This window comes from Psychrobacter sp. CX97 (genome assembly GCF_057396285.1).
Genome location: NZ_JBXYJE010000006.1, coordinates 40,164 through 54,171, shown reverse-complemented (window position 1 = coordinate 54,171; position 14,008 = coordinate 40,164). Strand labels below are relative to the sequence as shown.

The 14,008-nt window shown below is 38.3% G+C and carries 10 protein-coding genes and 2 pseudogenes; 4 read left to right on the top strand and 8 right to left on the bottom strand.

The window, feature by feature from the left end:
• Position 1 precedes the first annotated feature (1 nt).
• Both AC2SLL_RS06250 and AC2SLL_RS06245 read right to left on the bottom strand, forming a co-directional pair.
• Positions 2-196: pseudogene (locus tag AC2SLL_RS06250) on the bottom strand (EamA family transporter); the annotation flags it as partial.
• A pseudogene (locus AC2SLL_RS06245) lies at positions 168-320 on the bottom strand (hypothetical protein); the annotation flags it as partial. The pseudogenes AC2SLL_RS06250 and AC2SLL_RS06245, both read right to left, overlap by 29 nt.
• Before the next feature lie 435 nt (positions 321-755).
• Between AC2SLL_RS06245 and AC2SLL_RS06240 the strand changes: the two are divergent.
• The 3 genes from AC2SLL_RS06240 to AC2SLL_RS06230 all read left to right on the top strand — a co-directional run bounded on the left by AC2SLL_RS06240 (position 756) and on the right by AC2SLL_RS06230 (position 3,249).
• Positions 756-2,168 carry an aminotransferase-like domain-containing protein gene (locus AC2SLL_RS06240; protein ID WP_486530826.1) on the top strand — a complete coding sequence of 471 codons (1,413 nt, stop codon included), beginning with the start codon at positions 756-758 and terminating at the stop codon, positions 2,166-2,168.
• 445 nt (positions 2,169-2,613) lie between these two features.
• Entirely contained in the window at positions 2,614-2,892 is a 279-nt protein-coding gene (locus AC2SLL_RS06235; RefSeq protein ID WP_486530825.1) for a type II toxin-antitoxin system RelE/ParE family toxin, read from the top strand.
• 57 nt (positions 2,893-2,949) lie between these two features.
• Entirely contained in the window at positions 2,950-3,249 is a 300-nt protein-coding gene (locus AC2SLL_RS06230) for a HigA family addiction module antitoxin (RefSeq protein ID WP_486530824.1), read from the top strand.
• A gap of 45 nt (positions 3,250-3,294) precedes the next feature.
• Here the strand turns inward: AC2SLL_RS06230 and bioD are convergent, their stop codons facing one another.
• Positions 3,295-4,029 carry a dethiobiotin synthase gene (gene bioD / locus AC2SLL_RS06225; protein WP_486530823.1) on the bottom strand — a complete coding sequence of 245 codons (735 nt, stop codon included), beginning with the start codon at positions 4,027-4,029 and terminating at the stop codon, positions 3,295-3,297.
• A gap of 276 nt (positions 4,030-4,305) precedes the next feature.
• Positions 4,306-5,613 carry an adenosylmethionine--8-amino-7-oxononanoate transaminase gene (bioA, locus tag AC2SLL_RS06220; RefSeq protein WP_486530822.1) on the bottom strand — a complete coding sequence of 436 codons (1,308 nt, stop codon included), beginning with the start codon at positions 5,611-5,613 and terminating at the stop codon, positions 4,306-4,308.
• 600 nt (positions 5,614-6,213) lie between these two features.
• On the opposite strand from bioA, the gene AC2SLL_RS06215 reads away from it, so the two are divergent.
• A complete protein-coding gene (locus tag AC2SLL_RS06215) occupies positions 6,214-7,464 on the top strand; it encodes an NRAMP family divalent metal transporter (protein ID WP_486530821.1) in 1,251 nt (416 codons plus the stop codon).
• A gap of 113 nt (positions 7,465-7,577) precedes the next feature.
• On the opposite strand, the gene AC2SLL_RS06210 is transcribed toward AC2SLL_RS06215, so the two are convergent.
• The 4 genes from AC2SLL_RS06210 to AC2SLL_RS06195 all read right to left on the bottom strand — a co-directional run bounded on the left by AC2SLL_RS06210 (position 7,578) and on the right by AC2SLL_RS06195 (position 13,980).
• Entirely contained in the window at positions 7,578-8,816 is a 1,239-nt protein-coding gene (locus tag AC2SLL_RS06210) for an OmpP1/FadL family transporter (RefSeq protein ID WP_486530820.1), read from the bottom strand.
• 113 nt (positions 8,817-8,929) lie between these two features.
• Positions 8,930-10,615, bottom strand: a complete 1,686-nt coding sequence (locus AC2SLL_RS06205) for an AMP-binding protein (RefSeq protein ID WP_486530819.1) — start codon at positions 10,613-10,615, stop codon at positions 8,930-8,932.
• A gap of 130 nt (positions 10,616-10,745) precedes the next feature.
• Positions 10,746-11,816, bottom strand: coding sequence for a CaiB/BaiF CoA transferase family protein (locus AC2SLL_RS06200; protein ID WP_486530818.1), 1,071 nt, complete (start codon positions 11,814-11,816; stop codon positions 10,746-10,748).
• The gene (locus AC2SLL_RS06195) at positions 11,809-13,980 is read right to left on the bottom strand and encodes a 3-hydroxyacyl-CoA dehydrogenase NAD-binding domain-containing protein (RefSeq protein WP_486530817.1); all 2,172 of its coding nucleotides are present in this window, start codon (positions 13,978-13,980) and stop codon (positions 11,809-11,811) included. The genes AC2SLL_RS06200 and AC2SLL_RS06195 overlap by 8 nt, the downstream gene beginning before the upstream one ends.
• Between the last annotated feature and the right edge of the window lie 28 nt (positions 13,981-14,008).

The following is a 14,008-nucleotide window of genomic DNA, read 5'->3' as shown; positions in this document are numbered from 1 at the left end:
AACCAATAAACGCAATAAAGATACCTACTGCTTGTTGCTTGGTTAGTGACTCTTTAAACACCATAATAGCGATTAAAATCGTTAAAAATGGACTGGTTTGTAATATCAATGATGACATACCAGATGGCATACCATTGAACACAGCCAAAAATACCAGACCCCAAACACCAATACCCAACGCCAATCCATAAAGAGCAACAAAACCTAGAGAAACATCCGGTTTTTTTTAAGAAAAATACTAATGGTATACCTGTAAATAGGAATCTTAAGAAGATGAAAGTAAAAGGGTGCATATCCTCAAGTCCCCAACGGATTACCATAAAGTTAGCACCCCAAACGAGGACGACCATTAATAGTAATAGCTTATCTTTAAGAGTCATATCGGTTCCAAACACAAGACCATCTATTATTTCAAATATAGTTATCTACTATAGAACCTATCGCTAATACAGTACCTATACAAAATTAATAACAGCCAACAAAGTGTACTGATTAATAAATCATGACAATTTTTTAAAGAAAAATAATTTAAGAAATCTTTATGAATTAATAATCTATACAGTATCAATACAGTTATTAAAAGTGCTTATAAAGTGTTAAGATTAACGTTCAACACAGTTCAATTTAACTATCTATTTAGCTATGTATAAAACCAGTTAAAGAGCGTTAAAAATGAGGTTGAATTTAACCTATTCTTAAAACCACAATCATGAAACCTTAGTTTATAAACCGTAGCCATAAATATGGACAAAGTCATGTCAGAAACTTATAGCCTTAATCCACGCTTGACCAAAACAGAAGCCATCATCGAATGGATTAATAAACGCATTGAATGGCAAGTTTACAAGCCAAATCAGCGTGTGCCTTCGGTCAGAAAATTAGCAAAGTTACTAGAGGTTTCAAGCTTTACAGTGTCACAAGCTTATGAGCAATTGGTGGCTACTAATGTATTGACCGCCAAGCAAGGCTCTGGCTATTATGTTAATGACTTGATTTTTGAGGAAGCGGTCACAGAATTTACGTTCAAAGAAGTGGATAAGAATCCTGAAATTGATACCAAGTGGTTAGTACGACAAATGTTCAGCAAAACGCCACTAGATAGAGCCCCTGGTTCAGGCGTTTTGCCATTGGAGTGGGTACGAAATGATAAAATGGAATGGGCAATACGGCAGATAGCCAAGCAAGCGGATGAATTCATATATGACTACGGAGATATACAAGGTTTCCTGCCCTTAAGACAGCAACTGGTTCAATACTTGGGTCAATTAGGCATGCAAACGACATCAGACAATATCATTACCACCGCAGGTATTTCTCAAGCCGTGTTGATAGTTTCTCAAGTGTTGTTAAGCGAAGGGGATACCGTACTTGTTGATGAACCGGGTTGGTTTTGGCTATCGAGTAGCTTACAGCGACAAGGTTTAAAGGTAGTGAGCGTAAGGCGTGATCATCAAGGGCCTGATATTGAACAAATGTCGCAAATATTTGAACGTCATCGTCCGAAGATGTATTTAACCAACAGCGTGCTTCACAATCCAACGTCCTATAATCTGCATCCTGCACGATTGCATCAAGTGCTCAACCTTATTCACAAATACGATGCTTATATCTTTGAAGATGATTTGTACGCCGCCTTATTACCAGAGGACAATGCGCTGAGGTATTCTAGTCTAGATCAGTTTGAACGGGTGTTTTATGCCACGGGTTTTTCTAAATACATGGCATCAGGTTGGCGGGTGGGTATGCTAGTTTGCCCCGATAAATTCATAGATGATGTCATCGGCGTAAAAACGTTAAGTAATATGACCACGCCTGAATTTGGCGAGAGAGTGATACATAAGCTCTGGACGCATGGCGAGAGCCGTCGCCAACTCAAAAAACTGCAACAGCATCTATATACGGCCCATCAACAGTTACGTCAAAAACTGACCGCTATGGGACTGGAATATCCTGAACACACGCAGGCGGGGATGTTTGTTTGGATTAATGTCGGGTGTGATACTGCCAAGCTTGCCCTTAAAGCGCATAATGACTGCTGGCTCATAGCCCCAGGGCTGTTGTTTAACCCAAATGGTAAATATTCGACACACTTACGCTTAAACGTTGCGACAACCAGTGATGAGTTTTTGCAGTGGTTAGAGGAGTATATCTCTGATACACAAAAATAGAAAACACTTAATTTGAAGCTAATCCTGCCATCCGCTTCTATCTTACTTGCCCGCTGGAGCGGTGTCTAATAGCTAGAAATGTTCCTGTTATCTCGATACCACTTCTAGCTAAGTCACCGCAACCAGCGGTCAAGCAAGTATATCCACTACTGTCAGGGCTAAGACGCTCCTTCGAGATAACGTTTAACGTTCGTTTCAATCTATGAATAATTTAATCTGAAAAAAGAGATACAAACTTAAACCCAATTCTCTAGCTTCAAATCAGGCACTCGCTTAAACTCTTGCGTGTTATTGGGTGTGAAATGTTTAAAGGGTCGATATCGAGATGAATGGCTCATAAATAATAAACCAATTGTAATTTATCGCTTATCGATATACAATAACACCCATTAAGTTGATTCATATTGGTTAGCACTACAAACAGAATATAGGTTGTCAAGATTTTATGATTGTTGATTTTAAATGTAGTGCAACACAAGCTCTTTTCGAAACAGGTAAGACTAAACATTGGTCAAGTATTATTAAGGTAGCCGAGCGTAAACTATTACAGTTAGATAATGCTGTAATCTTAGATGACTTAAAAGCTCCTCCAGGTAATCGATTAGAGCCACTAAAGGGTAGTAGAGAAGGTCAACATAGCATTCGCATAAACAACCAATGGCGACTATGCTTCGTATGGACAGAACAAGGCGCAACACAAGTAGAAATCGTTGACTACCACTGATTTCTATATTCCCTTAGCCATTAAAAAATAGCAATAAGAAATTAGAGAGACAATATTATGATTAAAAATGGAATGCGACCTATTCACCCTGGCGAAGTTTTGAGAGAAGACTTTCTTGAGCCTCTTGATATGAGCGCCAATGCTTTGGCTAATCATCTCGGTGTCACGCCAGCTCGTATCAATGAAATTGTTCGTGAAAAGCGAGGTATAACAGCGGATACAGCATTGCGATTGGCTAAATATTTGGGGGGTAGTGCCCAGTTTTGGTTAAACCTACAATCCACCTATGAACTAAGACTGATTGAAAGCCAAAACCCCTCCTTTTTAGATAGTATTGAGCCTATTGAATATGCTTAATGCTTTTTATCTATCGGTAAACTGTATTTATTTACTTCTTAATTCCTAAATCAAACGCTCGGCGTAATTATTGAGAGATGAATTGCAATCTGAATGAGTTATATGATCTGTATCAATTGCTAATTCATAAGACAAATCAACCCAATAAGTATCGGGGTAATTTTTAGCTAAGTAAGACTGTAAGTAGTCATTAGTGCTATCCACAATCTCAACATCAGGTTCATAATTTGACGCTAAACGTTTGTCAGGTTGCCAATGATTGTAAATGACAGCATGTAAGGGTAGTGAACGAGACTTGATAGCCTCAATGCTCAGTAGCGTATGATTAATACTGCCTAATCTGCCAGATGTGACTAAAATAACAGGATAGTGTTGTGACGCAATATAATCCAAAGTTAATGACGAGTCAGTAAGTGGCACCATAAGTCCACCAGCGCCTTCTAAAAGCACAACATCATAATCTTGTTTCAGTGTATTGGTTGCATCGGAAATACGGCTTGGCTCAATAATAGTGTTTTCAAGTTTTGATGCTAAATGGGGCGAGGCCGGCTTTTGGAATACATAGGGACAAGTCGTCATGTCTTTATCACGCGAGTGTAAGTCTATGCCCATCATGTTTCTATGAGTCATAATATCTTCAGCGATGCCGTCACACCCTGTTTGCACCAACTTTTGAGTGATAACTTGACAGCCTTTTTGATGCAAAACTCTGGCTAAGCTTCCCGTGGCAATAGTTTTGCCAATATCTGTATCAATCCCTGTTATAAAATACACGCTCATAATTTTATTAACTCAATAGTATAATGAATAGCATAACCTAAATTCGTGATAATCAACTCATCAAATTTAAGGTTATAGGCATCCCTCTATTGCAAAGCAATGCATCTTATCTTTAAAAAAAACGCTCATTTATCTCATTTTAAATCTGTAAAGGTTAGCTCCCTTCCTTTTCCAAAGGAAGGGTTGGGGATGGATTTTTTAAACCCAATAAAAACAATGGCTTAAAAAATTCTTATCCATAATTCAGTTTAGTTATTAAATTAACCATTATTAAAACTATGACTGGAAATAACTCGTTAATACCTGCTTTAACCTATCACATAACAATAAAACTTCATCATCCGTCATAATAATTGGCGGCATAATATAGACCAATTTTCCAAAGGGCCTAATCCAAACCTTATTTTCAATTAACAAACGCTGAAACCTTGGCATATCAACGGCATCATATAACTCAATAACGCCAATAGCACCAAGGACGCGCACATCCGCTACCTGATCAAAAGAAATTAATGGCTGCAAATATTGATTAAGTTGCTGTTCAATATGTAACGCCCGTTTAGGATAATCATGCTTAATAATGAGCTCGATTGACGCTAAGGCCACAGAGCAGGCGAGGGGATTGCCCATAAACGTAGGGCCGTGCATTAAAGCAGAATATTCGCTATTGGCAATGCGTTCAGCTACATGACGCTGACATAATGTCGCGGCAAATGTCATATAGCCTCCGGTTAACGCTTTACCCACTGTCATAATATCAGGCGATAGGTCTGCATATTCGCAAGCAAACATCTTACCAGTACGACCAAAACCCGTCGCAATCTCATCGGCAATTAATAATACGTCGTAGTCATCGCATAATTTACGTAGCAACTTTAGATATTCAGGACTATAAAACCGCATACCACCGGCACCTTGAACCACAGGTTCTATAATAAAAGCTGCCATATGATGCTGATTTTGCTCAAAAAATTGGGTTAATTGCTGTTTTTCATTGTCAGGTACCACAGTTTCGAACCCTGACATCGGTTTTTCAGTAAACAACTGTATCGGCAACTGTTTGCCATAAATACTGTGCATACCATTAACAGGATCGCATATACTCATGGCATGCCAAGTATCTCCATAATAGCCAGATCGGGTCGTCGCTATTTTATTGCGCTCAGGCTTATTTTGTGCCAATTGATACTGTAGAGCCATTTTAAGAGCTACTTCCACCGCAATACTACCGCTATCTGCATAGAAGATGGCATCTAAACCTTTAGGCACGATAGAGAGTAGTTTTTGACCCAGATCAATGGCAGGCTGATGTGTAAGACCACCAAACATCACATGAGCCATCTTATTTAATTGGTTGCGAATAGCGTCATTCAATATGGGATGATTATAGCCATGAGTGGCTGCCCACCAAGATGACATGCCATCAATGAGCTGTTCACCGGACTTTGTATAAAGATAAACACCATCAGCGTGATCAATGACTATGTTCGGATATTGCGGTGGCAATGTTGTATATGGATGCCAGAGATGATTTTGATCAAAAGTGTCGATATTAAGAAGTTTATCGAAGTTAGATTTCGTCATTATTGTAGTCAGATTAATTTATAGCAGATTATTATATAGATAGATATTAAACGGATTTGATTTATTTAAATGCTGGTAGCTTATACTAACTTGTTCGAGCCAAAACTACTACAACGAGTTTCGAGTTATAACGCATAAAGTAACTATAATTAGTTGCAGTATTTAATTGCATTATTTAATTGCATTAAAGAGTTCAAATTCAATTGGTTTGTTTTCGCATAATGTATATTATGTTAAATAATATATCTAATTGCATTTAATTTATCGTGTAATTAAATATAGCGAACTCAGCTAAGTGACCTTTACTAATTTATATTTTAAATATACTTTTTATATTATATGTAAGAAAACTATAAAACCACTCCTATGCTATCTGAGCTATCTGAGCTATCTGGGTGGATCGAATTGTTCCTCCTCATTTAAAAAATTTCTTTGATAAAACAACACCCTATAAAATTTATAAGGTTATAAGTTGTCTAGTTGCATATCTTTGATTATATTAAGGGTAATTTATCACATAGGATTATATGAATTTGTTTACTACTGTTGCCGTAGTTTGCAGACTTCTATTTATAAAACTATTTAAAAGGTAAATACCTCATGAGTAAAACCGCTATTGATAAGAGTAATAATTTTAACTGGCGAATTTTTGGGCCTGGTATTTTGATGGCAACTGCGGCTATTGGTGGATCACACTTAATATCGTCAACCCAAGCAGGTGCATTGTATGGTTGGCAGCTTGCCATCATGATTATTCTAGCAAACTTTTTTAAGTATCCATTTTTTAGGTTTGCTACCGATTATGTTTATGATACTGGAGAATCATTAATTGCAGGTTATACCAAAAAATCCCGTGTTTATTTATGGGTTTATTTCATTCTCTCAATCCTTTCAGCAGTTATAAGCACAGGAGCAGTAGCCTTGCTAGCTGCAGTGATACTTGGTTTTATGTTGCCTGAAACCTTAGGACTGTCCACCACTACCCTATCCATTTTGGTTATGGGCATTTCTTGGCTATTGTTGATACTGGGTCACTATAAATTTTTAGACCAAATAACTAAGTGGATTATGGTTTTATTAACCTTTTCTACTATAGTAGCAGTGGTAATTGCTGCAGGAAAACCATCAGTAATGACCGCTGACTTTATTGCAACATCACCATGGAACTTAGCAACACTGGGTTTTATAGTAGCATTAATGGGATGGATGCCAGCCCCGCTTGAGTTCGCGGCAATTACTTCCATGTGGACGTCTGCTAAAGTAAAAAATGACCATACGACACATAGCCAAGGCCTAATAGATTTTAACGTAGGTTATATATCCACTGCTATTTTAGCGTTATTCTTTTTAGCTCTTGGTGTATTTGTTCAATATGGCTCTGGTGTCGAGATACAAACAGCAGGTGGTGCTTATGTTGCTCAACTTATAAGCATGTACACACAAACTATTGGCTCTTGGTCAAAGTTATTGGTTTCATTTGTAGCCTTTATGGTTATGTTTGGTACTACCATCACTTGTGCAGATGGTTATGGAAGAGCTAACGCAGAAAGTTGGAGACTTATTAAAGGTGATAGCGCAATAAATGGACGTCAAGTTTTATTCTGGACGACCTATGCTATTGTGGGAGGGTTTATTATTATCTCTTTATTTACTGGTCAGCTTGGTGCAATGCTTAAATTTGCGATGATATCAGCATTTGTTTCAGCGCCAATTTTCGGTTGGTTAAATTATTCATTAGTGAAACATGCCGAAAAATTATCGCCTGCCATGAATGTATATAGCATAACGGGCCTTATATTTTTAAGTAGTATCGCGCTATTATTCTTAGTACAACTATTAGGGTTTATTTAGTCATATTGAACTGCAGGGAGTTAATAAAAAAAGGGTGGCATACTTTTTTGTATGCCACCCTTTTTAAAACATATCATCTAGACTGGCTAGAATCTATGCTTGCTAAGAGAGGTTTATTTAGAAGCGTATTCTAATTTCAAACCGACTACATAAGCATCATTATCTTCAAACTTACCCATAGGTGCTTTAGTTGAAGATAATTGAGTATCCGCATCCCCTAACATTAGATACTTACCACCTAAAGCAACAGACCATTCTGGAGTAACATTGTATTTGGCACCTAAACCAATACTATAGTAACCTTCAGCTGGACCTAATACAGTTACAGGATTACCCGCTCCTTTATCCCAACCAATAGTCCCAGAAACAGCAAGGGCTGACGATAGGCGTTTTCCTAACCCCAACTCTACCATGTATGAGTCATCTGAGTAAGCTACTAGAGGGGCTTTAGCAGTTTGAGCAAGTGTCTTAACATTTTTTTCTAATAAAGGCGGGGTGATTTCAAAACTTCCCCAAGGTACCCAGCGCGCCTTTGCCGTCAATAACGTTGTTGGGTTAAGACCAGTTTGAAAATCAATATTTATTGACTCTGGTAATTCCAGCGTCGCCTGTTCATTGGTACGTGATACTAACCCAAGTTGCTGAAGTTGAGGGTTTAAGTTCACATAATCAATAGCTGGCATATGTTCACCAAACTTGACATCATGCTCAATTTTGGAACGATAAGTTATTGCCGCTTTTAAGCCTATTTCAGGCTTAACGAAAGCTGCGCCAACCATATACCCATAAGCTTGATCTTTTGGAAGATATAAATTATAACCATTAACAAGAGATAAGTTTTTCAAATCGCCAGATGTTTCACCACTCGCTAAATTTAACCTACCCTCAAGTTTACTTAGGACAGGACCGCCATAAACTCTAAAGTTTTCAGCCTCACCAAGCTTAAAGTTAACTAAACCAGTAAAAGTATCTGAATTTACACTTGCTTTAGTATGGACATCGCCATTAACCAGTGGGTTATTATCGCCTTCAACCTCAATTTCGGCACCAAAGGGTTGATCGTAAAACACCCCGACACTAACTTTATCGTTTAGATCGGTTTTAACACCAAAACCATAGCCATTATAATCTTGAGCAACACCGTCATATTTTCTAGTAACGCCATTATTTGTATATTCTCCACTGGTTTCTGGGCTAATACGATAAGCACTGGCGTATGCGTAAGTACCCTCCTTAGTAAAATCTGCACTTGGTTGACCAGATCGATCAAGGCCAGCAGCTCCAGCCATTGAAGCGAAAGAAACCAATGCTAAAGCACCAGCTAATTGATTTAGATAGAAAGTTTTTGACATTGTGCATTCTCCATTGCTGTATTATTAGTCACATCCATTGCGACTAAAAGAAGGTTATAAATGAAGGTAAATAACGACGTTATTGACCTAACATGAATCATTGTTTAATTAATCTATTCTTTATTGCTTAAGGAACGTAATTTATGTCTTAAAATTTTACCAACTGTTGATTTTGGTAATTCATCAATAAATTCTATATGACGAGGACGTTTATAGCCAGCCAAGTTTTTCTTACAAAACTCAATAATCTCCTTCTTAGTTAAACTTGAATCATCTTTTACGATGAATACTTTAACAGATTGCCCTTGAAGCTCATCATCAACACCAACCACTGAACATTCTCTAACTTTGGGGTGCATTTCGATAACCCCTTCAATTTCATTAGGATAAACATTGAAGCCGCTGACAATCAGCATGTCTTTCTTTCTATCAAGCAATTTGACATAGCCATTTTTGTCCATTGTACCAATGTCACCTGTTTTAAGATAACCATCCTTTGAAAAAAATTGGCTATTGTCAAGATTGTGATAACCAGAAATAACACTCCCACCTTTAATTCCAATTTCGCCAACCTCTCCTACCTCTAATGCATTTTCTTCCTCATCTAAAATCTGTATATCAACCCCTGGTAATGGCATGCCAATAGTACCGGTAAATTCAGTACTGGTAAGCGGATTAGCTGTGCCGACACCAAGTGTTTCTGACATCCCCCATCCTTCAATGATAGGTACACCCGTCACTTCAAACCACTTTCGAGCCATCTCAGGTGTGGCAGCCATGCCCCCTGCTAAAGACAGTCTTAAAGATGAAAAATCGATACTTTTAAACTCTGGATGCTGCAATAAGGCATGGAACAAGGTGTTTACTGCGGGTAGCATATGGAAAGGTTGCTTCTGTAGTAGCTTAATAAATGCATCAATATCTCGAGGGTTAGTCACGACCAATAAATGCTGACCCATTCGCATACCTAATAAAGATATAATAAAGGCAAATATATGATAAAAAGGTAGCGCAACAACACAGGTCAGTTGATCATTTGGGTTTTGGCTACTATAGATGGGTTTAAACCATTCTTCATATTGCATTGTGCCATAAACGACATTTTGATGGCTAATCAATATCCCTTTAGCCACACCAGTAGTACCACCCGTATATTGAATCATCGCTAAATCATCTGCTTTAACATCAGGACGAGAATAGCTTAGGGTTTTAGCATCATTCAATATGGATCTAAATTGATACACTTCATAATTTGAATTTGAGCTTAAACGGTACGCTGGAACTGCTTTTTTAATATGCTTAGCCGCTAGGTTAACAAGGGCGCCTTTTACCGATCCCAACATATCTCCAATAGGACTGATAATAACCTTTTCAATGGCGGTATGCGCGACAATAGTTTCTAAAGTATGGCAAAAAGGTTCTAAAATAAATATTATTTTAGCATCTGAATCAACAAGCTGGTGTTTGAGCTCACGTGACGTATAGAGTGGATTAATAAGAGTAAGCACCATCCCAGCTCGTAGGGCACCTATTATAATAGGCAGATACTGATTCACATTAGGCATCATCAAAGCAATTGATGAGCCCTTTGTTAAACCTAAGCTTTGAATCCAAGATGCAATTTTAAGAGATATGTCATCAACCTGGGCATAGGTGTATGAGACTCCCATATTTGTCATGAGATCTTTAGTTGCAAACTTTTTTAAAGTAGCATCGAAAAAATCAATTAATGTTTCATCGACTTGAGGAATATCTGAGGCAATGCCCTCTGGATAATTTTTAGTCCAAAACTTTGTCATATTTTACCTTCCTTGGTAATAGGATCAACTTAATAAAAGAGGCTAAGAAATAATTAACAGTGAAATGAAGTCATATCTTTGCAAAAAAGCTCTTATATACTTTACTGTAAAAACAAATGATTTTTATAAACTAATCAATAACTTGCCAACCAGCGGTAGCCCCGTACTTATCTTGATGCGCAAACAATGGATGCTTTTGAGCCTCCTCAAGCGTTAGTACAGGGGTAACACAAACATCAGCAGTTTCAAAAACACTTGACCAATGCGACAAAGGTTGACTTGAAAAAGTTTCAGCAATACTTTCCATCGCTGAACGACTTTCAGGCATATTTGGTAACACGCCGCGTTGCCAATGTACGTTTTTGAGATCAGGAAGATTTAGCACGTCGCATAACCCCTGCCAAAACTTCAGCTCTAATGAACCTACTGCCATAAACCGATCATCAGATGTTTTATATAACCGATAACAAGGTAATAATCCGCCTAAAAAATCGTATTGGGGGGCAGGTTTACTTCCCGTCATTTGCTCAATCAATTTACCTGTTGCTTTAGGCATTACGAGATGATGGTATAAGCTGTGTGTCATACTAACTGTAATATGACGACCTTTACCTGTTGTTTTAGCAGCTAGCAAAGCGGCTAATAAGGCGATAACCGCTGTGTCGCTTCCACCTGCTAAATCTGCAAATTGCACATTGGGCATAGCTTGAGCACCTTCAGCAGACTTAAGCTGGTCGAGTACACCACTCATGGACATAAAGTTGATATCATGTCCCGCTTTATTACTCCAGTCATGGCTGATACTTTTATCATCTGCGCTACCATATCCAGTAATAGAAACCACTACTAATTTTGGGTTGATTTCTAGCAGGGTTTTACTATCAAGCCCCATTCCCTCTAAAGTGCCAGGACGAAAACTATCAAGCATAACATCAGCCTCATTAAGATGCTGTTTAATAACGCCAATGCCATCAGGATCACGAAAATCGATTTTATGTGTGCTCTTTCCGTGATTTAAAGCAGTAAACAACTCTCCAAAAGCTCTCGCAGGATCGCCATTTTTAGGTTCAATCTTAATAATATCTGCACCTAGATCTGCAAGTAATCTAGTAGCAAAAGGTCCCGGTAAATTACGAGTTAAATCGACTACCTTGATGCCCTGTAAGCAGTCCGTCATTTGATGCAATAGTTTATCAGTCATCAGTAAACTCCTGACCAGATTTAGCCATTTCAACGAGAATAGAAGCTGGCTCAAAACGCTCACCATATAAGGCTGCTAATTCACGGCTACGTTCAACAAATTTGTTAACGCCTACTGAGTTGATAAACTGAAGTGTCCCACCTTGATTTGGCGCAAAGCCCCAGCCAAATATTGAACCAATATTAGCGTCTGCTACTGAGCGAACAACATTTTCTTCATAGCATTTTGCTGTTTCATTAGCTTGGACATAAAGCAGGCGATCAATCAAATCTTGTTGCGAAGGTTGCACAGATTTAGTAGGATATAATTCAGTTAATTCTGACCATAAATGTTTCTCGCCGTTCTCTGGATACTCATAAAAACCTTTACTGGCTTTTTTGCCTTCACGACCAAGCTCATTTACCATTTTTTCAATAATTGGCTGTGCTGGATGAGGCACAAATTCTTTGCCTTCTTTTTCTAAAGCAAGTTTGGTTTGCTGCATAACATGTAATGATAAACCCAACGAGACTTCATCTTGCAGAGCAAGCGGAGGCATAGGCATGCCTGACTTCATACCTGCAACTTCGATGCTGCGCGGATGAATACCTTCACCTAGCATAGCAATCCCTTCTGATACATAAGTACCAAATACACGTGAGGTATAGAAACCGCGGCTGTCATTAACAACAATAGGTGTTTTGCTTATTTGTTGCACAAAATCAAATGATCTGGCTAAAGTTTCATCATCGGTTTTCTCGCCCATGATAATTTCAACCAATGGCATTTTATCTACAGGTGAGAAGAAATGCAGACCGATAAACTGATTTGGTCGTTTGCTAGCTTCAGCCAAACCAGTAATAGGTAGTGTAGAAGTGTTAGAAGCATACACTGCCGTTTCCGGTATTACTGATTCCGATTTACGCGTACATTCCGCTTTAATCTCTTGATCTTCAAACACAGCTTCAATAACTAAATCACACCCTTCTAAATCATCATAAGAAACGGTAGGTTTAATAAAATTTAATAAAGCTTGCTTCTTCTCTTCAGTTGAGCGACCACGGCTAATGGCTTTATCTAATATCTTAGTAGAGTAACTCTTACCTTTTTCCGCACCTTCGATTGAAGTATCAATTAAAACGACTTCCATACCTGCTTTAGCAGTCACATAGGCTATGCCCGCACCCATCATACCTGCACCAATAATACCTACTTTATTTATTTTAGAGGTAGGAATGCCTTCTGGACGTGATTGACCTTTTTTAAGGCTATTCAACTGAGTCCACAAGGTATTAATCATATTTTTAGATTCAGCAGAAAGCGCACAAGCGACAAAATAGCGGGATTCAATTTTGAGGCCAGTATCGATATCAACTAAGCAACCCTCAAACACACTCGACATAATATGAGTGATAGCAGGATAATTGCCATGTGATTTTTGGTTCGCCATAGCTGGGGCTATAGAAAATACTTGCGCCACTTTAGGGTGTTTACTGTCTCCACCTAGGATTCTAAATCCTTTAGTATCCCATGGTTGTGTAGCTTTTGGATTATTTTTAATCCATTGTTGAGCTTGTTCAAACATCTCTTCTTTATTGCTAACAATCGCATCGATAAGACCGATATCTAATGCTTGTTTCGGTCGCAATTCCTTGCCTTGAGTCATTAATTCAAGAGCTTTTTGGATACCAACTAAACGTGGTAGCCTCTGTGTACCACCCCCACCAGGTAATACACCTAGTTTGACCTCTGGTAAACCGAGCTTAGTTTTTGGAGAGTCAATAGCAATACGGTAATGGCAAGCTAAAGCAAGCTCTAGACCACCTCCTAGTGCTGTACCAGGTATTGCAGCAACAACCGGTTTACCAGAAGTTTCAAGCTTACGAAGGCTGGTTTTGAAATCTTCAACCAATTCAAAAGCTTGCTCAGCTGTTTCTATTCCAGCTAATTGATCGATGTCAGCGCCTACCACAAAGGTAGATTTTCCAGACGTAAGAATTAAGCCCTTTGCTTCTTCATCGGTAATAAATGCATCGGCTAAGGCAGCAAAAGCTTCATTGAAACCATCGCCAATGACATTCATTTTACGATCAGATTGGTCAATAGTAACGATGACAATACCGTTATCAGACTCTGCAGAAAAGTTTTCTAGTTCATTAATGGCATTAACGCTATCTGTGCTCATTTTATATCCTTATTCTCTATGCGTAGGT